This is a genomic window from Bradyrhizobium sp. Kon56 (assembly GCF_055807635.1).
Map to the genome: position 1 here is coordinate 61,239 of NZ_JBVVOU010000027.1, position 20,556 is coordinate 81,794.

The window sequence follows — 20,556 nt, forward strand, 5'->3', positions numbered from 1 at the left end:
TTGCTTGGCACTGTAGCGGCAGGGGAGGCGGACTGTCGACGCCTCACAAAGCCGATGGCGCCTGGAATATCCGGCGGTTTTCGGTGTGGCGGGTCTGCTCTTCGCGGTCGCGGCAGGAACCGGCGGCGCACGCGGTCTGAGCAAATCGCATGGGCGTTGCCGGATAAATACCCTCGGCTGACAGGTATTTTGGTGTTACCAAATTGGACATGAACCAGCACGCCAAGATCGAAATCCGCCATTCGACCTGTCCGCATGATTGCCCGTCGGCCTGTGCCCTCGACATCGAGGTGGTCGAGGGGCGCAGCATCGGTCGTGTCCGCGGTTCGAAAAAGCAGACCTATACGGCCGGCGTGGTCTGCGCCAAGGTCGCCCGTTATGCCGAGCGCATCCATCACCCCGATCGGGTGACCTATCCGATGCGCCGCACCGGGCCGAAGGGCTCCGGTCAGTTCGCGCGGATCAGCTGGGACGAGGCGCTGGACGAGATTGCGGATCGCTTCAACCAGGCCGAGCGCGAATTCGGCGCGGAGTCAATCTGGCCCTATTATTACGCCGGCACAATGGGGCTGGTGATGCGCGACGGTCTCAACCGCCTCACCCATGTGAAGAAATATTCGCGGTTCTATCAGACCATCTGCGCCAATGTCGGCCGCATCGGGTTCGCGATCGGCACCGGCAAGATCGCCGGCGTCGATCCGCGCGAGATGGCGCTGTCCGATCTGGTGGTGATCTGGGGCACCAACCCCGTCAACACGCAGGTCAACGTGATGACGCACGCCGCCCGTGCCCGGAAGGAGCGTGGCGCCAAGATCGCGGCCGTCGACATCTACGACAACGAGACCATGAAGCAGGCGGATATCAAGATCATCCTGCGGCCCGGCACCGACGGCGCGTTCGCCTGCGGCGTGATGCACGTCCTATTCCGCGACGGCTATGCCGATCGCGCCTATATGGACAAGTACACCGACTGCCCTGATGAGCTCGAGGCGCATCTGAAGACGCGCACGCCCGAATGGGCGTCGGCGATCTCGGGCGTGCCGGTGGCGGAGATCGAGGCTTTTGCCAGATTGGTCGGCGAGACCAAGCGGACCTTCTTCCGGCTCGGCTACGGCTTCACCCGCTCGCGCAACGGCGCGGCGCAGATGCATGCTGCAAACTGCATTCCCGCGGTGACCGGCGCCTGGCAATATGAAGGCGGCGGCGCCTTCTTCAACAATTACGCGCTGTGGCACTTCAACGGATCCATCATCGAAGGCCACGACGCCATCGACCCGACCATCCGCGCGCTCGACCAGTCGCAGATCGGCCGCATCCTGACCGGCGATTCCAAGGCTCTGCACGGCAAGGGTCCGGTCAAGGCGCTGCTGATCCAGAACACAAACCCGATGACGGTGGCACCGGAACAGGCACTGGTGCGGCAGGGGTTTGCGCGCGAGGATCTGTTCGTCGCGGTGCACGAGCAGTTCATGACCGAGACGGCCGAGATGGCCGACATCGTGCTGCCGGCGACGATGTTCATGGAGCATGACGATCTCTATTACGGTGGCGGGCACCAGCACATCTCGGTCGGCCCGAAGCTGATCGACCCGCCCGGCGAGTGCCGCTCCAACCACGAGGTTTTGCAGGCGCTGGCGCCGCGGCTTGGCGCCAGGCATCCAGGGTTCGAGCTGACGCCGCGTGAGTTGATCGACGCGACGCTGAAGCTGAGCGACCACGGCGACATTGCCGGCCTCGAAGCCGATCTCTGGCGCGACCTGCAGCCGGACTTCCGCACGTCGCATTATCTCGACGGCTTCGCCCATGCCGACAGGAAATTCCATTTCAAAGCGGATTGGGCGCATCCGCCGTTCGGCCAGACGATGGGTGACTTCGACAAGATGCCGTCTCTGCCGGACCATTGGGCCGTGATCGAGCATTCCGACCAGGCCCATCCGTTCCGGCTTGCCACGAGCCCGTCGCGCAGCTTCCTCAACACGACCTTCAACGAGACGCCGTCCTCCCAGGCGCGCGAGGGCAAGGCGAGCGTGATGATCCATCCCCTGGATGCGGCCGCGCTCGACATCGCCCATGGCGACGCCGTGACGCTCGGCAACACCCGCGGCGAGACAACGCTGATCGCCACGCTGTTCGAGGGCGTGCGCCGGGGCGTGCTGATCGCGGAGTCCGTTCATCCCAACAAGAACCATATCGGTAACCGCGGCATCAACATGCTGACGGGCGCGGACACTATCGCGCCGATCGGCGGCGCCGCTTTCCACGACAACAAGGTCTGGATCAGGAAAGCGGTGGCGGCCTGATCCGCAACATGCCTTCGATCGTGTTACAGTTTGTGTCGAGACGCTAAAGCGGCGCCGCGCCGCAAATTGCCCTTGCACCTTCCGCCCGAGCTGCCGCAAATGGCTGCAAAACGGAGAGCCCAAGGAAGCGAGCGCGCCATGACCGACACCACAGCCGTGATCACCGAGAAGCGCGGGCAGGCGCTCTGGATCACCATCAACCGGCCCGAGAAACGCAATGCGCTGAATGGCGAGGTCATCGCCGGCATCACGCGCGGCTATCGCGACGCGCATGACGACAAGGACGTGCGCGTCATCGTGCTGACGGGCGCGGGCGACAAGGCGTTCTGCGCCGGTGCGGACCTGCAGAACTCCGGCGCGGCTTTCGCGATGGATCATTCGAAGCCGAATGTCGACTATGCCGATCTGCTACGCTTGTCGCAGAACGCGACCAAGCCCGCGATCGCGCGCCTCAGTGGCGTCTGCATGGCAGGTGGCATGGGCCTGCTCTGCATGACCGACATGGCCGTCGCCGCCGATCACGTCATCTTCGGCCTGCCGGAAGTGAAGGTCGGCGTGTTCCCGATGCAGGTGTTGAGCCTGTTGCAGTCGATCGCGCCACCGCGCCTCGTCAACGAATGGGCGTTGACCGGCGAGCCGTTCGACGCGAAAGCGGCATTGGCAGCAGGCCTGCTGAACTACGTCGTGCCCACGGCCGAGCTGGATGCCAAGGTGGACTGGCTGATCGGCCGCATCGTCGACAAATCCCCGACCGCGATCCGTCGCGGCAAATACGCGATGCGCGCCATCGCCTCGATGTCGTTCGACGAGAGCATCGCCTACACCGAAAGCCAGATCGCGCTGCTCGCCATGACCGAGGATGCCAAGGAAGGGCTGAAGGCGTTTAGCGAGAAGCGCAAGCCGGTGTGGACGGGAAAATAGGCGATCCTTTCAGCGCATTGATCGTGCTGCCATCGGCCGACATGCCTTTATTCCGAGGGGAGATTGGTGTTTAGCCGAATAAGGAGAGATCTTGTCCGCTCCTCGAGACGCTTTTTTGTGGCAATGATCAACTGCCTGGCCGTACGCTTGGCATAGGTTGGCAGTTGGCGACTTGATCTATGACGACCAGCCGCGCGCAGCTCTGCATCCGTGAGATCGCTGTCGGCGCCCTCGGTAAATCCTCCGTGTCGGAAAGACCTAAAAGAAAGCTCCTGACGTAGGCCAGCCTCTGTGATGATGGTTTTTACCACACTACGGAGATAGCGGAGATCCTTGCGTGGGGTAATCCATGGTAGCGGGATTGCCGACTGACGATGCGCATGATCACGACGGAATACCAGACCGGAGAGGGTGGTCCTCTTGATCTCGTCGAGCTCCTCCATAAGCTCAGGAAAGAGAGGGGTGCCGGTTTCGTCCGATAGTGGCCACCAGGCCTCCTCTCCATTCTTCGGATGCACGATTCTGACGCTATTTGGCCGCTCGCTGGGTCGATAATGCGAAACGTCGAAGGCGCCGAACACGGCGCAAGTGACGGAGAATTTATACGACACTCCAACCGGCCGCTTTTTGCTCGTGCCCCAAGGAGCGAAGCTGATCGGCAGTTATGATAGCCAGGTTTCCTTCGGCCAGTCGCGAGTGCTGCTGGTCTGGACCCGGCTTATCATGCCGAACGGCCGCTCGATCGTTCTGGAGCGGCAGCCCGGCGCTGACAGCGCAGGCTACGCCGGGCTCGAAGACCAGATCGACAATCATTGGGGGGAGCTATTCAAGGCGGCAGCGCTGTCGACCGTCTTGGCTGTCGGGGCAGAACTAGGTGCGGGGTCCGACACCAATAGCAACGACAGCGCCATCATCCAGGCGTTGCGGCATGGCGCCTCTGACTCGCTAAACCAAACTGGACAGCAGGTGGTTCGGCGCAGCCTCAATATTCAGCCGACGTTGACCGTCCGTCCGGGATTCCCGGTGCGCGTTATCGTCAATCGCGATCTCGTTCTCGAGCCATACCGAGGGTGAAATGACCAAGCTCAAGATTGGGGCGCTTGCCGACGAGAGACCAGTCAAGGTCAGCATTGAACTGCCAGCTTCCGTGCATCGAGATCTGCTTGCCTACGCGAAGGCCGTTGCAAGCGAATCCGGTCAAACCATCAGCGAACCGGGAAAGCTTATAGCGCCGATGTTGGCGCGGTTCATGGCTACGGATCGCGGCTTTGCGAAGCTCCGGCGTGCGGTTCATTCGCCTGAGCCAAACAAAGGGTAGCGCTCGGCTAACAGTTCAAGAAAACTATCCAAAGCGGGATTGTCGTTATCGGCTCGCCAATGTGCCGAAAAGTCAACCCGGGTCGGCCCCGTCCCATCGCGCAGTTCGCGATAAACCAAGCCAGCTAGGCTCGCGCCAACATCTGATTCCAGGACCAGGCTGATTCCGAGCTTCATGCTGATGAGACTTTTGATGATACTGCGGCTGACGTCGTGGCGTTCGATCTTCGGTCGATCCGCAGGAGAAACAAGCTTTGATATCAAGAGATCCTCAAGCTCGCGTCCGGGATCGTGCTGGCTCAGTAGAACGGTCTCGTTTCGGAGATCGGTCCAATGGACTACAGTTTCTGATGCCAATGCGTGATTGTCCGGCAAAGAGACCAGGATACGCTCACTCCAAAGCGGGTGAACGCTATTGTCCGGCAGTCGCGCGCCCCGGGGCACGATGAGAACGTCCGCTGTGCCATTTCGCAGCGCCGTCCCGAGATGCGTTCGCGACCGCTCGACTGTTGCGAGTTCGACCCGAGGATACCGGTTCTTGAATTCACTAAGTGTTGCTCGCAGATTGCCCGCGGAAATGGAGGTGCAAAAGCCGATCGAAAGGCGGCCGGCTTCACCTCGTCCATTCGACTTTGCTGTTGCAACAAGCACATCGACTTGCTCCAGAATTAACCTGGCCATCCTCAGAACGGTTCGTCCAGCTGGCGTTGGCTTTACGCCTCCGCCCGAGCGCTCGAATATGGCAACGCCGATCAGATGCTCAAGCTGACGAATGGATCGGCTCAGGATTGAGTGTCGAACGGACAGCAGCTCGGCGGCTTGCCGAATGCTCCCATAGTCTGCGGCTGCTACCGCAAATCGAAGCTGTTGCAGGTCAACCGCGTGCCCCCGGCACGTCCGTGACTGGTCCATTTTCACGTTCTCCGAGGCCGGCACGTACATTCTAAGTAGCAATGGAGGCGCGCGAGCCGCTGATCTCTTCGGAAGGATAGGTGGCGATCAGGCGGGGCTCGCCGGTTTGTGCGCGCTCGGTGGCGAGATAAGCAAAACGGGACAGATCCAGAGCGGTCGCGGCAGCCGCTGTGGCTTTGGAAAAGTCGTCGATGTCTTCTGCGGCCAACAGGAGAGATCAATGAAATTCTGGAAGATGCGACGCATTCCACTGCCTGTGTTGATACCAGCCACGTCCAACGCTAGGTCGCAGACGGATTTGTTCTCGATTCACTACGCTCGCTGAGTACCGGACCGTTCGTCGATCATACGGCCGTTCGCGGAGGCACCAGCCGAGCCGAAAAGCAGAAGGGCATTTGTCTGGGATCGTTCTGCAGCCGCGAGTTCGGGATCGGCTCCGACGTGCCGGCCAGCATCCGGATCATGAGCTCCGGATCGATCGAAGGCCGACCGATGTTGCTGTAGAAAGGTGCCAGGTCCCGCTTGATCTCTCCGAGGTCAACAAACCTGTCGATCGACCTGAGCAGGTGATCGGCGGGAATATGCTTCTCAAGTGAGAACTCATAGAACAAAGCGGCTTGCTCGACTTGCCGATGCCCCATCATGATCTTCAGTCCTGCCAACTAGACAGACTGAATCACTGATCTATCTGCGCCGCAACAGCCGACTTTTTCAACAGAATCGGGCCAGAAGCCGAAACAGAGTTTGCCCGATGGTGCCAATCAGTTGAGAGCTTATCAAGCGCTATGCGATGCGCGTGCTACGGCTCATCTTCTTGATGTGACGATGCAAACAGCAAGGAGTCCAGCGGGCACAGGAGATTGCGGCCTGCCACGCCCGCCCGCAGAAGGCGATCTAACCTGTTGCGCGCGGGAGCATGCCCGTTGCCGCAATCTCTGCCGAAAGCTCTTCGATCGTCTTGCGTTGCTCCATGGCGGCTTTTCGGATCAGCGCAAAGGCGGCAGGTTCGGCAAGCGCATGCGAATGCATCACCTGGAGAACGGCGGCAAGTACGACACGACGTGACCGCAAGCGCTGCTCGAGTTTGACGATCTGTTGCTTCAATTCGCTTGTGCGTTCGTTTCGCTCGAATGCCATGACGAGCGCTGCATAGATGCCGGCCGATCGCAGCGGCTTGATGAGGAACGAAGCTGGGTCGAGCTCGAACACCAACTTCAGGCGGCTTGGGGTCTCGGTGCCGACCAGTGCGATGACAGGTGACCGCGCCAGGTACGCGCATTGCGTCGGCTGCAGCAAGGGTAGGAACTCGTCATCGATCAGCGACAGGTCCGGTGCGAAGCCGACGGGCTCACCCGGCATCCATGCGACACCCGCGATCCCGAGACGCTCGAACTGCCGTCGCACGATGGTTGCATCGCGTTCGTCCTTGATGGCAACGAGCGCCTTGCGTCCGCGCAGCGAAAACGAAGACGGTCTGCTCATTTCACAACCCGCAAATGCGGCGCGTTCGGCAATGCGCCGCCCACCGAGATCTCCCTCGAAGGGCTGACCGTAACGTCGAGCTGCGTCAGGTAAGGATCAGGCTTAACGGGCGCGTCGGCTTCCCAGAAGATATCAAATTGGCCGTGCGGATTGGATACGGCCAACCGCGGTGTAAGGACGCAGTGATTGTTGCCGCCGTCGATCCAGACCGGCCCTTGCGGCGAATTGTAGCGATAGCCTGCCGCGGCGCGCCGCACCTCGGCGATGTCGGATGTGCCCGCGCGCTGCAGCGCGCGCGCCAGCAAATAGACCGCAACATAGGCGGATTGCCCGTCGACGGAGGGGCTGCTGTCGTCACCATACCGCGCCTTCCAGCGCGCGACGAACGCGCGGTTCTCCGGCAGGCGGATGCTCTCGAAATAGGCCGACGACGTGATGCAGCCGGCCGATGCCGGTCCGATGATCGCGAGTTCCGGCTCGCAGAGGCTGCAGCTCAACATGGGAATCGCCAGACCCGCGGCCTTGGTGCCGGCGTGAAAGGCGCGGATGAAGTCGTAGCTCGAGCTTCCGACCAACGTATTGAACACGACTGGCGGTTTGCGACGAACGATCTCGTCGACAATGTGATCGACGGCACTTTCGCCGAGTTCGAGCAGCCGTTCGGCGAGGATTTGGCCATCTGCCGCGCTGACCAGTTCACGGGTGACGCGATTTGTCTCCCAAGTCCAAACGTAGTTGGAGCCGACGCAGAAGATCTCCCGTGACAGATTGTCGAGCACGTATTGGACGAGCGGCAAGACGTTGTGATTTGGAGAAGCGCCGACATAAATCACGTTGTCGGAGCACTCGAAGCCTTCATAGCGCGCAGGATACCAGAGTAGGCGATCGGTGCGCTCCACGATGGGCAGCACTTGTTTGCGCGATGCCGACGTGTAGCAGCCGATGATGTGCTCGACGCGGACATTGCGGATGAGGTCGTCGCAGACCGTATGATACTCCGAGATGACGCCGTGGGGATCGCGTATATGGGGAGCGATCGAGAAATCAAACTCCGCCTGGTTGTTGATCTCGTCGACCGCCATTATGGCGCTCTTGAGGATCTCGCGGCCCATGGCCTGATAGGGCCCGGACTGCGAGCAGATGATGCCAACGGGAACAGACGATTTTGTCATTGCCGACTTTCGGTGGTGCGACGCGACAATGAAATCATCATCGGGGATGGCAGTGCAAGTAGCCTGCCGGTTTGCTGCGCAGCACTATCGAAATTTAGGCAGAGAGCATCGTTGACAATGCGATAGGCAGTTACTTAGACTTTTCTCCTAGGGGTTACCTGCCGAACCTTGCGTGCGCCGATCTGGCCGATGACGTCCAGCTCTTTGCACTAAGTGCTTCGTTCGATTGTGGACCCTAAGCGATAGATCATAGCCGCGGCATTTGAGCCATTCGTCGCCTCATTCGGGAGGGACGGGTGGCTTTTTTCGTTTGCCGCCGGGGAAGCTGGCGATGCGTCCGCGTCGCCCGTGAGGATAGCGCATGCGTGAAGACGACCGTGTGTCACATCGAGTGGGAGGGTGATAGGCGATGGCGACAACAGATCTCCACTATCTAGGACTCGTTGACGTCGGGCGGAAGATCCAGGCGAAGGAGCTATCGCCGGTCCAAGCGACCAAAGCGATGCTCGGGCGGATCGAGCAGCTCGACGGCAAGCTCAAGAGCTTTGCTTATGTAATGGCCGACTCGGCGCTCGCCGAAGCGGCGGCGGCCGAGAAGGAAATCGCTTCCGGCAAGATCAGGGGGCCGCTGCACGGCGTGCCGGTGGCGGTGAAGGACCTCTGCTGGGCGAAGGGCGCGCCCGCCGCGCACGGCATGACCATCCATCGCGACTTTCGTCCAACCGAGGACGCAACTGTCGTGGCGCGGTTGAAGGAAGCCGGCGCAATCATTCTCGGCAAGCTGCAGCAGACTGAAGGCGCTTACGCCGATCATCACCCGAAGATCGACCCGCCGAAAAATCCGTGGAACGCGGATCTCTGGCCCGGCGCGTCCTCGAGCGGCTCCGGCGTCGCCACCGCGGCAGGGCTCTGCTTCGGCTCGCTCGGCACCGATACCGGCGGATCGATCCGTTTCCCGTCCGCGGCCAACGGCATCACCGGGCTCAAGCCGACCTGGGGACGAGTCAGTCGGTACGGCGCGTTCGAGCTTGCGGCAACGCTGGATCATATCGGCCCGATGGCAAGGAGCGCGGTCGACTGCGGCGCGATCCTCGGCGTGATCGCGGGTCAGGACCCCAAGGACACGACGTCGGTCCCGCTGCCCGTGCCCGACTATCTCGCTGGTCTCTCCGGCGACCTGCGTGGCGTGACGATCGGCGTCGACCGGCGCTGGACCAGCGAAGGCGCCGACGGCGATGCGGCCATGGTGTTGACTGAGGGGTTGCGTGTGGCGGCCGACCTCGGCGCGAAGATCAAGGAGGTCACGTTTCCCGATCCGAAGGCGGTGATCGACGATTGGTTCCCGCTCTGCGGCATCGAGGTGGCCGTCGCGCACGAGGACACTTATCCCGCACGCAAGGACGAGTACGGCCCGGCGCTCGCGAGCCTGCTCGATCTCGGCCGGCAGCAGTCCGGCATGGACTATCAAAAGATCGTGCTTCGCCGCGAGGCGTTTCGCGGCGCCGTCCGCCTTCTGTTCGAGTCGGTCGATCTCCTCGCGGTGCCGGCGCAGGCATTCGCGGCGCCAACCCTCGCCAAGATGGCGGCCCTCGGCGAGGACGCTTCTCTCATCGCTGGATTACTCCGCTTCACGTGTCCGTTCGACATGACGGGAAGCCCGACCGTGACGCTGCCCGGCGGCTTCACCGCAAATGGCGGTCCGGTCGGCTTCCAGTTCGTCGGCCGTCACTTCGATGAGGCCGGCCTCGTTCGCGCAGGCGATGCGTTCCAGCGCGTCACCGACTGGCACAAGCGTCATCCCCCGATCTGAGCTGAGGAGCCGATCACATGTCCGAAGACTGGTTGAAGAAATCCATTATGGCTGAACGCGCAGTCGCCAAGGGTGCGATCGGCGCGACGCATAGTCTGACCATCGAGCAACAAGGTGGCTTCCACTACGTCTACGGTCCCTATGCCAACCCGACCTTGTCCATCGATCCGGGCGGGGTGGTCGTCGTCCAGACGGAAGACGCCTTCGGCGGCGTGCTCACCAAGGAGAGCGACAGCCCCACGGCCAAACTGAACTTCCCCTATCTCAACCCGCAATGCGGACCGATTGCCGTCAAAGGCGCCAAGAAGGGCGATTGCCTTGCAATCTATATCCGCGATGTCGAGACGCGGGGTGAACAGCCGGCCGGAACGACCTGCATTATTCCGGAGTTCGGGGGGTTGGTTGGAACAAGCTCGACGGCGCTGCTCAATCCGCCGCTGGCGGAGCGTGTGAAGAAGCTGCATGTCGACAGGAACGGCGTGCGCTGGAACGATAAGATCACGCTGCCCTACGAGCCGTTCATCGGCACAATCGGCGTCTCTCCGGAGATCGAGGCGATCTCGTCGTTGCAACCCGACTACCACGGCGGCAACATGGATCTGCCCGATGTCGCTCCCGGAGCGATCATCTATTTCCCGGTGCATACCGAGGGCGGGATGCTTTACGTCGGCGACTGCCATGCGACGCAGGGCGACGGTGAGCTCTCAGGCGTGGCGCTGGAGCAGCGCGCAACCGTCACGTTGCAGGTCGACCTGATCAAGAACTGGAGCTTCGCCTGGCCGCGGCTCGAGACGAAGGACTTCATCATGACGATCGGCAGCGCGCGTCCGCTTGAGGACGCGGCGCGTATCGCCTATCGCGAACTCGTGCGGTGGATGGCGGCCGATTACGGCTTCGACGAGATCGACGCCTACATGCTGCTCAGCCAAGCCGGCCGCATGCGGCTCGGCAACATGGTCGATCCAAAATACACGATGGGGGCATCGATCCTGAAGAATTACCTCAAGCCATGACATCCAGACGCTTTCAGAACAGGAGATAGCACGATGAATTCGGGACGTAAGCTCAGAATGGTCTTGCTTGGCGCCATGCTCGGTACAGTGGCAGGCGCGAGTGTTGGTCGGGCGGCGGAACCGCCGTTGAAGGTAGGTCTGCTCGAGGACGTGTCCGGCGACCTCGCCTTCATGGGAATGCCAAAGCTGCATGGATCGCAGCTGGCAGTCGAGGAGATCAACAAAAGCGGTGGCATCCTGGGGCGACAGATCGAGCTGATTCACCTTGATCCGCAGGGCGACAATGCGCGCTATCAGGAGTTCGGCCGTCGACTGCTCAACCGCGACAAGGTCGACGTTCTGATCGGGGGCATCACCTCGGCTTCTCGCGAGGCGCTACGTCCCATCGTCGATCGCACCTCGACACCGTACTTCTACACCAATCAGTATGAAGGCGGCGTCTGTGACGCCAGCATGATTAGCATGGGCGCAGTGCCGGAGCAGCAATTCTCAACATTGATTCCATGGATGGTCGAGAAATTCGGAAAGAAGGTCTATGTCATCGCCGCTGATTACAATTTCGGTCAAATCTCGGCCGAGTGGAACCGCAAGATCATGAAGGATCTCGGCGGCGAGGTCGTAGGCGAGGAGTTCATCCCGCTCGGCGTGTCGCAGTTCGCGCAGACGATCCAGAACATCCAGAAAGCGAAGCCGGATTGGCTACTCACGATCAATGTCGGCGCTGCGCAGGATTCATTCTTCGAGCAGGCGGCTGCGGCCAACCTCAATCTGCCGATGGGATCGTCGATCAAGGTCATGCTCGGCTTCGAGCACAAGCGGTTCAAGCCGCCTGCGCTTAACAACATGCATGCGACTGCGAATTGGTTCGAGGAGATCGACACGCCGGAAGCGACCGAGTTCAAGCAGCGCTGGCATGCGAAATTCCCTGACGAACTCTACATCAACGACATGGGCTACAATGCCTATAATGCGCTCTATATGTACAAGGCGCTGGTCGAGAGAGCGAGGTCGATCAAGCTCGACGACATGCGCAAGGTGATCGCGACCGGCGATGCATGCATCGACGCTCCCGAAGGCAAGGTGTGCATCGATCCGAAGAGCCAGCACACCTCGCACCGCATGCGTCTGATCTCGGTCGGGCCGAAGCATGAGGTGAAGGTTGAGAAGGACTATGGGACGATCCAGCCGTACTGGCTTAGCGAAATCGGTTGCGATCTCACCAAGAGGAACGACAAGGACCAATACACGCCGAGCCATCTCCCGAAGAAATCGTGATGCCTGACGGGCACGGATTTTGCTCGTATTGAGAGTTGCGTTCTGGACAGGGCCGGCGCCGCAACGATGCGGCGCCGGGATCGACAGAGGGACCAAGATGTCGGCTGAAGTATTCTCGGTATTCTATCAGTTCGCCGACGTGTTCGCGTTCCTCATTCTCTCGGCTGCAGGTCTTGCCATCGTGTTCGGTATGATGGGCGTCATCAACATGGCGCATGGCGAGTTCATCATGTGCGGCGCTTATGTCACCGTCGGCCTTGTGAATCTGGGCGTTCCGCTCGCAATTGCGCAGATCCTGGCCGCGCTCACGGCGGGGCTCATCGGTGTCCTCGTCGAGTTCCTGGTCGTGCGGCGCTTCTACAAGCGGCCGCTGGACTCGCTGCTCGCGACCTGGGGCCTTAGTCTGATCGTAACGCAATCGATGCTTCTGACCGTAGGCTCTGCGGTGCGGGGCATCGGAACGCCCGAGGGAAGTTTTGCGATCGGTGGCTATACGTTTTCGACCTATCGTTTGGTGCTGTTCGCGTGCGCGGTAGCGGTGCTGGCTGGTCTTTACATCATCTTCATGAAGACGCGATTCGGCGTGATCTCGCGCGCGACGATGCAGAATGCGGCCATGGCGAAGGCGCTGGGCGCGCGCACTGGCCGCATCTATGCGATCAGTTTCGGAATCGGCACTGGTCTCGCCGGGCTTTGCGGGGCCCTTTACGCACCAACCATGACGCTGATCCCGACCATGGGAGCGACCTTCGTGGTCGAAAGCTTTGTCACAGTCGTGATCGGAGGGGCGAACGTGCTGCTCGGAACAGCGCCAGCGGCCGTGTTGCTGGCCATGATCCGGATGGCGCTGAACGCGAGCTACGGCCAGATCATCGGGCAGATTGGCATGCTAGTCGCTGTTATTTTGATCATTCGGGTTCTGCCCGAGGGACTCTCCAGTGTTCTAGTTCGTCGTGGGCGCTAAAGGGGATCGTGATGTTGAAGCTGCTGGAAGGTCCGCAGACGCTCGGACGTGGCAAGGTCTTCTGGTCCAGCTTCCTTGTCGTGCTCGCGGGCGCGCTGACATATCCGCTGTTCGCTGATTCCTACGACGTTGGCAATTTCGCCTACTTTCTGATCTGGATCTTCATGGCGCTCGGCCTATGCTTGATGTGGGGTTATGGCGGCATGCTATCGTTCGGCCAGACCTTGTTCTTCGGCATCGCCGGCTACGGGTATGGCGTGCTCGCGATCAACATGGGCGGCGGCACAGCAACGATCGTCGCGCTGATGCTCTCCGTTGTCCTAGCGATGGTGGCGGCGGGCATCCTCGGCTATTTCATGATTTGGGGCGGTATCAGCGGCATCTTCTTCGGTATCGTGACGTTGTCCGCGACCCTCGTGCTCGCCTTCTTCCTTGGCCAAACTGCAGGGCCGGAGTGGCACATAGGCTCGGCTCGGCTCAACGGCTTCAACGGCATGAAGGGCATGGACCCGCTGACCGTGGGCGACTTGTTTATCGAGGGATCGACGCTGTACTACGTCATGATCGCGTTGATCGTGATCGTCTACCTCGCGCTGCGCATGCTGGTGAATTCGGGCATAGGCAACGTCATCGTGGCAACGCGGGAAAACCCGCAGCGTGCCGAGATGCTAGGTTACGATGTCCGAAAATATCAGCTGCTGACTTTTGTGATTGGCAGCGGCCTCGCGGGCCTCAGCGGCGCGTTGTACACGTCATGGGGGCAGTTCATCACGCCGTCCAGCATCGGTCTGCCTGCTGCGGCGATGCCTATCATATGGGTGGCTTTCTCCGGACGGAGCGATCTGACCGCGACGCTGGTCGGATCGTTCCTGCTGCTGTTCGGCTTTCAGACCATCACGGTCTACAGCCAGCAGGCCGCACTCGTGTTGATGGGGGCGCTGCTGCTCGCCACGGTGATGCTGGCGCCGCAGGGTTTTGTGCTCGGCATCGGCAAGCTTGCTGCCGACTGGTGGAGCGGGCGTCGGCGGCGCAAAGAGAGCGCCGTCATGGCGGAGGCTGGTCGCTTGCAATCGGAAGAGACCTGATCATGGCGCTGGTTGAAGTCAAAGGCGTATCCAAGCGTTTTGGCGGATTGACCGCAGTCTCCGACGTCGACCTAACGGTCAACGCCGGCGAGGTCCACTGCCTGATCGGACCAAATGGCGCCGGTAAGAGCACATTGTTCAAGCTGATCGTGGGTCTTTACCCGCCGAGCCAAGGCAGCATACTGTTCGATACCGTCGACATCACGGCTGAACGTCCATATGCGCGCGTGCAGCGGGGCATGAGCATCAAGATGCAGGCTCCGAGCGTGTTCAAGGAGCTGCCGGTTCGGCAAAACATCCGGATTGCGCTCCAGGGGCGATTATCCGGTGCGGAACGCATCGCCGAGGAGGATCGCCTGCTGACTCTGCTCAACCTCGGGCCGGACAGCGAGAAGCTCGCGGGTGCGCTGTCGCATGGCCAGCAGCAATGGCTCGAGATCGGGATGGCGCTGGCGCTGAAGCCTCAGCTCTTGCTGCTGGACGAGCCGACCGCCGGCATGTCTCCGGATGAAACGTTCAAGACCGGCGAGTTGATCAAGTCGTTCAATGCCGAAGGCATGACGGTGCTTGTGGTCGAGCATGACATGGCCTTCGTGCGTCAGGTTGCCCAGCGCGTCACGGTGTTGCATCTCGGCAAGATTTTCGCGCGCGGCGATCTCAAAGGCATTTTGCAGGACGAAAAGGTCGCGCAAATCTATCTCGGTAAGACCCATGCTCACTAAACCCAATCCCACTGACCAGATTCTCGACGTATCGGAATTGTGGGCGGGATACGGTGCGACGCCGATCCTGCAGGGCGTCACCATGTCGGTCTCGCGCGGCGAGATCGTCGGCGTGATCGGCCGTAACGGTGTAGGCAAATCGACTCTGATGCGGTGCCTGATCGGTTTGCTGCAGACCTGGCGTGGCACGATCAGCTTCATGGGGCAGGACATCACAAGGCTCGAAGCCGACGCGCGGGCGAGGGCAGGCTTCGGCTACATCCCGCAGGGACGCGATGTCTTTCCGCAGATGACTGTCGAGGAAAACCTGCAGGTGGGAGAGTTGATTGGCGGTCCCGGTGGCAAGAAGCTGCCTGAACTCGTCTATGAGTATTTTCCGAGACTGAAAGAACGCCGGCGGCAGGCCGCAGGCACCATGTCGGGCGGCGAGCAGCAACAGCTCGCCATAGGCCGTGCGCTGATCGGCAATCCGTCCTTGATGATCCTGGACGAGCCGTCCGAGGGTGTCCAGCCCTCGATCGTCCAGCACATCTGCGAGGCGCTGAGGTCGTTTCGGAACGAGCTCGGCACCACGATTATCTTCGTGGAGCAAAATCTCGACACGATCCTGGCGATCGCCGAGCGTTGTTACATCATGGAGAAGGGCAAGATCACGCAATCGCTGGCAGGCGGCGAGGTCAACGAGGACAATGTTCGCGAGCAGCTCCTACTCTGAATGGCCACATGGCATGTTTTCAAGTCGTCAATAGGGAGGGAATGGACATGGATCTGGGACTCAAGGGAGCGAAGGTTCTCGTCACCGGCAGCACCAAGGGCATCGGCAGGGCGATCGCCGACACGTTTGCGGCCGAAGGCGCCAATGTCGGCATCTGCGCGCGCAACCAGGCCGACGTCGACAACGCGGTCACCGCGATCAAGGCGAAGGGCGTCGCCGCGTTCGGCAGCTCGGTCGACGTTTCCAACGGCCCGGCGCTCAAGGCCTGGGTGGAGGATATGGCCTCCAGGCTCGGCGGCGTCGACGTCGTCGTCGCCAATGTCAGCGCGTTGTCGATCGGGCAGGACGAGGAGAGCTGGGAGAAGGAGTTCTCCACCGACATGATGGGCACTGTGCGGCTGGTCAATGCGGCGATGCCGTATCTGGAGAAGAGCAAGGCCGCCGCGATCGTCACCATCTCCAGCGTGTCGGGCCGCGAGGTCGATTTCGCTAGCGGTCCCTACGGCACGTTCAAGGCCGCGATCATTCACTACACGCAAGGACTCGCCTTCCAGCTTGCCGGCAAAGGCATCCGCGCCAATTCGGTGTCGCCGGGCAACACCTATTTCGAGGGCGGTGTCTGGAATCAGATCAAGGACGGCAATCCCGAGCTGTACAAGAGCGCATTGGCGCTGAACCCTACCGGCCGCATGGGCACGCCACAGGAGATGGCGAACGGCGCGGTGTTCCTCGCCAGCAAGGCGGCGAGCTTCATCACGGGAACCAACCTCGTGGTCGATGGGGCCCTCACGCGCGGCGTGCAGTTCTAAGCATCGAGAGCCCAATGGTCACCGGACCGCGTCGGCTGCGGCGCAGGTGGCCTAAGCCGCTTTCGACAACAAGAAGGCTGTCAAATGTCAGCAGATCCAATTCACTACAAATCGATTATCGAGCTCTCCGATCTGTCCCGCCGGGGCGAGCTGCTGCCCTCGAAGGTAACCGAGGCCATGGTGAGCCGGATCGACAAGCTCGATGGAAAGTTCCACAGCTACGCACTCGTTCTCGCTGAGCGCGCCATGGCGCAAGCGAAGCTCTGTGACGCCGAGCTAGCGAAAGGCATCTGGCGCGGACCGCTGCACGGCGTGCCGATCGGATTGAAGGATCTCTGCTACACGACCTTTGCGCCGACCGCGGGCGGCACGACGATGCACGCCAAATTTATCCCGCCCTTCAACGCGACCATCGTGGACCGGCTCGAGCATGCCGGCGCCATCATACTCGGCAAGCTGAAGATGACTGAGGGCGCCTACACCAGTCATCATCCGAACGACGAGGCACCTCTCAATCCCTGGGGCGTCGACTACTGGGTCGGCTCTTCCTCAAGTGGATCGGGCGCGGCAACCTCGGCGGGCCTATGCTTCGGTTCGATTGGCACTGATACTGGCGGCTCGATCCGGTTTCCGTCCGCAACCTGCGGACTGACAGGAATCAAGCCTACCTGGGGACGTGTCAGCCGTCACGGCGTGTTTCCGCTGGCGGACTCGCTCGACCATGTTGGGCCGATGTGCCGGAGCGCGGCCGATGCCGCCGCTATGCTTGGCGTCATCGCGGGCGCCGATGTGAATGATTCCACGGCCCTGCAGGCGCCGGTGCCGAACTATCTGGCCGGTATCGGTGACGGCATCCGGGGCGTACGGATCGGCGTCGACCGCAGCTACATCCAGGACGGGATCGATTCGCAGGTGGTCGCTGCGTTGCTGGAAGCCGAACGCACGCTGGCCGCGCTCGGTGCCGATATCCGCGAGGTCAAGTTCCCGGCCTACGAGAAGCTTGTCAGCATGTGGATCCCGATGTGCTCGATCGAAACGGCGGAGGCGCACCTGGAGACCTATCCGTCGCGAAAATCGGAATACGGCCCCGATCTGGCGCAGCTGATCGAGCAGGGCAGGTCGATGAGCGGTGTCGAAATCGCGCAGATCCATCATGAGCGACTGAAGTTTTGCGGCAGTCTCGCCGCCTTGTTCGGCGATATCGACCTGCTGCTGATCCCGACAATGCCTGTGCCGATCCCAACGCTGACCAAGATGGGCGAATACGGTGCCGATCCGAACGTGCTGCTCAGTATCCTCCGCTTCACCGCAGTGTTCGACTTCTCGGGCAGCCCCACAATCACACTGCCGAACGGGATGGCGTCCGACGGCCTGCCGCTCAGCATGCAGTTGGTGGGTCCGCATCTGTCCGAGGATGTGCTTGCCCGCGCTGGTCATGCCTTCCAGTCGGTGACGGACTGGCACACCCGGCGCGCGCCCATTGAATGAACGGTGTCACGGAACACCAAGACGCGCGCGCAATCTCCTAGCCTGCGGAGTCGCCTGGAAGATAGGGCTCATTTAGCGAGTCCGAGACGAAGTGGGGTTGGTGAGCGCAGCAGTCAGTCGGCAACCGATATGGCTTGTCGCAAATGGAGCAGTTTCGCGAACTGATAAGGAAATTGCTGAAACCTTATCAGTGCGCACGGCGAGCAGGGAGTCACGCTTGTGAACGGCCCTCTCTGGCGGGAAGCGGGCATTCGCCCGAAGGCTGATTTCAGCCAGGTGCGGCCTTCAATCGTCCGCAGGAGCACCGGGCTTCGCTACTGCACTTGCAAACAGCACTTTCGCAGTTGCTGACACACCCGTGGTACCGGGGCAGGCTGAGAAATCAAGTTGCCCTGGAAGTCCTTGGCTGCACGGACTGAGATGGAAAAGAAAGCCGAGGGCAGCGGCTGCTTTGAACTCGATGACGCCAAGGGCAAGGACGGGCAGTACGACAGCAAGCTCGAGAAGACTTTGAGACGATCGCGATGCCGCGACCAAGCCTGACGAAGCCTGTTCCGCGGTCTAGCAATGCGGATTTTCTGGAGCGGCTGTAACCCTGTCGGCAAACGCTCTGCACGTGGGGCGCGTTGTCAGGTCGGCCGCCGCCAAGTTGCCTCATTAGATCGGAGAATTCTAACCGGCGCCATTTCAAGCCGGAGGCATCATGCTGAGAATGATGTTGTTGGGCCTCCTCATCCCACTGGGTGTGGGAGTGCTTGCTGCAATGGAACTCAAAACTCCAGCGAGGAGTGTAGCAGTGCCTGTCCCGCCCGTTGCCGAGATAGCCGCAGGCGTTTCCGAGCCACGCGGTGCGTTGGCCAAGGCTGAGTTGCGCCCTTGTGCGCCCCAGCTCCCTCCGTAGCGGGTCCTCGGCTCGTCACGTCGGCCGGTCATCGCCGCTCGCGGGGACGTTGAAGCCCCGGGCAGCAAGTTCCAGCTCGAGCTCAGTGATCCGCTCGAAGATGCGAGCAGCAATCGCCTCGGACTCTTCGGCGGTTAATGATCGAATGCCCCTCGAAGATAGCTCGTCCCTGAGAACCTTCGCCACGAGTAAGGTGGATCGCCATTGGATTAAATCCTAAAATGACGATCCAATCGCAACCGAAGGGCGAACGCAAGGTGGGTAGCCCACCGGCATTGGATCGATCTCTTCATCAAGGTCAGCGCTTGGTTAGCTTTTTAGGAGGAAGCCCACCATCCGTCGGGGAATGGTTCCAGCAAAGTCCAATCGACTTGGTTGTCATTGTCAGGGGGGCCGATAGCTTTTGCATTCCGGCTTAGTGGCGCGTGGCGACGGAGGCGAACAGACATAGCGCACCGTTCACGACGTCGAACGCGGCGCGAAGCAGGATGTGTCAAGCGTATTGGGGGCACACGGAGACGTTGTCGGGGCCGGTCGGCGGTTAAGCTAAGGCGCCATCCGATGGCGGCGAGCGCGCAGGGAGGGCAAGTGCTGCGATCTTTCGTCAGGCTGCCCTCATGGTGGTTTGGCCATGCTCGTCCGCGCTCTGCCTGACGTGTGAGGAGATCATCGGTAAGCTTCGCGCCGCCGGCTATTCGCACATCCAGGAACTACCAGCCGGAAGATAAAGACCTACAAGGCCGTCCAGGAAGGCACCGCGCGCTTGCTAATCGTCGACAGCACCGGCCACATCGCAGAGGTGGCGAGATAGCTAGACGGGCAGAGGAAGCCAGACGTCTTTACTGGACAGCGTACCGGTTGGCGTCGCAATCTCCATATCGACGACGCGAAGCGGGCCATGACTTTCGTAAACGTAGCGAAGGCGCCAGACCGGACCAAGTTCCGGCGAAATGGCGAAGTCGTCCAACGCACGTGTGATGTTGTGAACGGCATCCCGTCGCCCGATCGGTGCGGAGAACATCGTCTCTATCAGCAGGGCCAGGCTCATGCCGCCGACCAGCATGGCGCGTGCAGCTTCGTCGCCGTGAGAAAGCCGGAGGGCGGTCACGATGACGGCAATTGCGTCGGGATTCTTCAGAGCCAAGGCAGGTTCGCTTCGCCAGCAAAAACATGATGCCGGATGCTACCCCTTTCATGCAAGCGACGTCGAGCCGACACCAAGATATCTCAAGTAACAAACAGGCCCACCGCGAGCCGCGCTTGCGGAATGCGGGCGCCGCCTTCAGGATCTAGTCGTGTGGGTCGTTTCCCCTCGGCTCCTGCAAGATTTTTGGCATGTGTCCACGCGCTTCACGATCACGCGGGGCGGGGCGTTCGGACGGGTCGCGGCCGAGCTTGGACTGCAGCTCGACGAGGTCGGTGAAGACGTCGGCCTGGCGGCGCAGCTCGTCGGCGATCATCGGCGGCTGGCTCGCGATCGTGGAAATCACGGTGACCCGCACGCCGCGGCGCTGAACGGCCTCGACCAGGGAGCGGAAGTCGCCGTCACCCGAGAACAGCACCATCTGGTCGATGTGCTCGGCGAGCTCCATCGCGTTCACGGCGAGCTCGATGTCCATGTTGCCCTTGACCTTGCGGCGGCCGGAGGCGTCGATGAACTCCTTGGTCGC

18 protein-coding genes and 2 pseudogenes are annotated in these 20,556 nt (G+C 61.2%); 13 read left to right on the forward strand and 7 right to left on the reverse strand.

Annotation, left to right across the window (positions count from 1 at the left end):
• Positions 1–209: 209 nt before the first annotated feature.
• The 4 genes and pseudogenes from AC0L3B_RS30935 (at position 210) to AC0L3B_RS30950 (ending at position 4,539) form a co-directional block, all read left to right on the forward strand.
• Positions 210–2,300, forward strand: coding sequence for a molybdopterin-dependent oxidoreductase (locus AC0L3B_RS30935; protein ID WP_473381597.1), 2,091 nt, complete (start codon positions 210–212; stop codon positions 2,298–2,300).
• 138 nt (positions 2,301–2,438) lie between these two features.
• Entirely contained in the window at positions 2,439–3,221 is a 783-nt protein-coding gene (locus AC0L3B_RS30940) for an enoyl-CoA hydratase/isomerase family protein (RefSeq protein WP_247297028.1), read from the forward strand.
• Positions 3,222–3,800: 579 nt separating this feature from the next.
• Positions 3,801–4,295, forward strand: a pseudogene (locus tag AC0L3B_RS30945) (TraB/TrbI/VirB10 family type IV secretion system protein); the annotation flags it as partial.
• 1 nt (position 4,296) lies between these two features.
• Positions 4,297–4,539 (forward strand): DUF2274 domain-containing protein, encoded by a 243-nt coding sequence (locus tag AC0L3B_RS30950; RefSeq protein ID WP_473381598.1) that lies wholly within the window; start codon positions 4,297–4,299, stop codon positions 4,537–4,539.
• Here AC0L3B_RS30950 and AC0L3B_RS30955 read toward each other — a convergent pair.
• From AC0L3B_RS30955 to AC0L3B_RS30975, 5 genes and pseudogenes are all read right to left on the reverse strand, one after another.
• Positions 4,512–5,450: a LysR family transcriptional regulator gene (locus AC0L3B_RS30955; protein WP_473381599.1), complete on the reverse strand. Its 939-nt coding sequence runs from the start codon at positions 5,448–5,450 to the stop codon at positions 4,512–4,514. The two genes, AC0L3B_RS30950 and AC0L3B_RS30955, sit on opposite strands and share 28 nt — an antisense overlap.
• Positions 5,451–5,481: 31 nt before the next feature.
• Entirely contained in the window at positions 5,482–5,658 is a 177-nt protein-coding gene (locus AC0L3B_RS30960) for a hypothetical protein (RefSeq protein WP_473381600.1), read from the reverse strand.
• Between the two features lie 241 nt (positions 5,659–5,899).
• Positions 5,900–6,094, reverse strand: a pseudogene (locus AC0L3B_RS30965) (transposase); the annotation flags it as partial.
• Positions 6,095–6,344: 250 nt separating this feature from the next.
• Positions 6,345–6,932 carry an ANTAR domain-containing response regulator gene (locus AC0L3B_RS30970; RefSeq protein ID WP_446480956.1) on the reverse strand — a complete coding sequence of 196 codons (588 nt, stop codon included), beginning with the start codon at positions 6,930–6,932 and terminating at the stop codon, positions 6,345–6,347.
• A complete protein-coding gene (locus AC0L3B_RS30975) occupies positions 6,929–8,104 on the reverse strand; it encodes a transporter substrate-binding domain-containing protein (protein ID WP_446480957.1) in 1,176 nt (391 codons plus the stop codon). The genes AC0L3B_RS30970 and AC0L3B_RS30975 overlap by 4 nt, the downstream gene beginning before the upstream one ends.
• A gap of 409 nt (positions 8,105–8,513) precedes the next feature.
• Here AC0L3B_RS30975 and AC0L3B_RS30980 point away from each other — a divergent pair, with 409 nt between their 5' ends.
• The 9 genes from AC0L3B_RS30980 (at position 8,514) to AC0L3B_RS31020 (ending at position 17,985) form a co-directional block, all read left to right on the forward strand.
• The gene (locus tag AC0L3B_RS30980; protein ID WP_446480958.1) at positions 8,514–9,914 is read left to right on the forward strand and encodes an amidase; all 1,401 of its coding nucleotides are present in this window, start codon (positions 8,514–8,516) and stop codon (positions 9,912–9,914) included.
• Positions 9,915–9,931: 17 nt separating this feature from the next.
• Positions 9,932–10,927: an acetamidase/formamidase family protein gene (locus tag AC0L3B_RS30985; RefSeq protein ID WP_473381601.1), complete on the forward strand. Its 996-nt coding sequence runs from the start codon at positions 9,932–9,934 to the stop codon at positions 10,925–10,927.
• Positions 10,928–10,960: 33 nt separating this feature from the next.
• Positions 10,961–12,202: an urea ABC transporter substrate-binding protein gene (locus tag AC0L3B_RS30990; RefSeq protein WP_473381602.1), complete on the forward strand. Its 1,242-nt coding sequence runs from the start codon at positions 10,961–10,963 to the stop codon at positions 12,200–12,202.
• 97 nt (positions 12,203–12,299) lie between these two features.
• Positions 12,300–13,166 carry an ABC transporter permease subunit gene (locus AC0L3B_RS30995; RefSeq protein ID WP_446480960.1) on the forward strand — a complete coding sequence of 289 codons (867 nt, stop codon included), beginning with the start codon at positions 12,300–12,302 and terminating at the stop codon, positions 13,164–13,166.
• Positions 13,167–13,177: 11 nt separating this feature from the next.
• Positions 13,178–14,251 carry a branched-chain amino acid ABC transporter permease gene (locus tag AC0L3B_RS31000; RefSeq protein WP_446480961.1) on the forward strand — a complete coding sequence of 358 codons (1,074 nt, stop codon included), beginning with the start codon at positions 13,178–13,180 and terminating at the stop codon, positions 14,249–14,251.
• 2 nt (positions 14,252–14,253) lie between these two features.
• Positions 14,254–14,973: an ABC transporter ATP-binding protein gene (locus AC0L3B_RS31005; RefSeq protein ID WP_446480962.1), complete on the forward strand. Its 720-nt coding sequence runs from the start codon at positions 14,254–14,256 to the stop codon at positions 14,971–14,973.
• Positions 14,963–15,688: an ABC transporter ATP-binding protein gene (locus AC0L3B_RS31010; RefSeq protein ID WP_446480963.1), complete on the forward strand. Its 726-nt coding sequence runs from the start codon at positions 14,963–14,965 to the stop codon at positions 15,686–15,688. The genes AC0L3B_RS31005 and AC0L3B_RS31010 overlap by 11 nt, the downstream gene beginning before the upstream one ends.
• 47 nt (positions 15,689–15,735) lie before the next feature.
• Positions 15,736–16,497: an SDR family NAD(P)-dependent oxidoreductase gene (locus AC0L3B_RS31015; protein WP_247523504.1), complete on the forward strand. Its 762-nt coding sequence runs from the start codon at positions 15,736–15,738 to the stop codon at positions 16,495–16,497.
• Positions 16,498–16,581: 84 nt separating this feature from the next.
• The gene (locus AC0L3B_RS31020) at positions 16,582–17,985 is read left to right on the forward strand and encodes an amidase (RefSeq protein WP_446480965.1); all 1,404 of its coding nucleotides are present in this window, start codon (positions 16,582–16,584) and stop codon (positions 17,983–17,985) included.
• 1,712 nt (positions 17,986–19,697) lie between these two features.
• Here AC0L3B_RS31020 and AC0L3B_RS31025 read toward each other — a convergent pair.
• Complete coding sequence (locus tag AC0L3B_RS31025) at positions 19,698–20,030, reverse strand: hypothetical protein (RefSeq protein ID WP_446480968.1); 333 nt, start codon at positions 20,028–20,030, stop codon at positions 19,698–19,700.
• 145 nt (positions 20,031–20,175) lie between these two features.
• A partial coding sequence (locus tag AC0L3B_RS31030) for an NYN domain-containing protein (RefSeq protein WP_473381603.1) occupies positions 20,176–20,556 on the reverse strand: 381 nt, incomplete at its 5' end.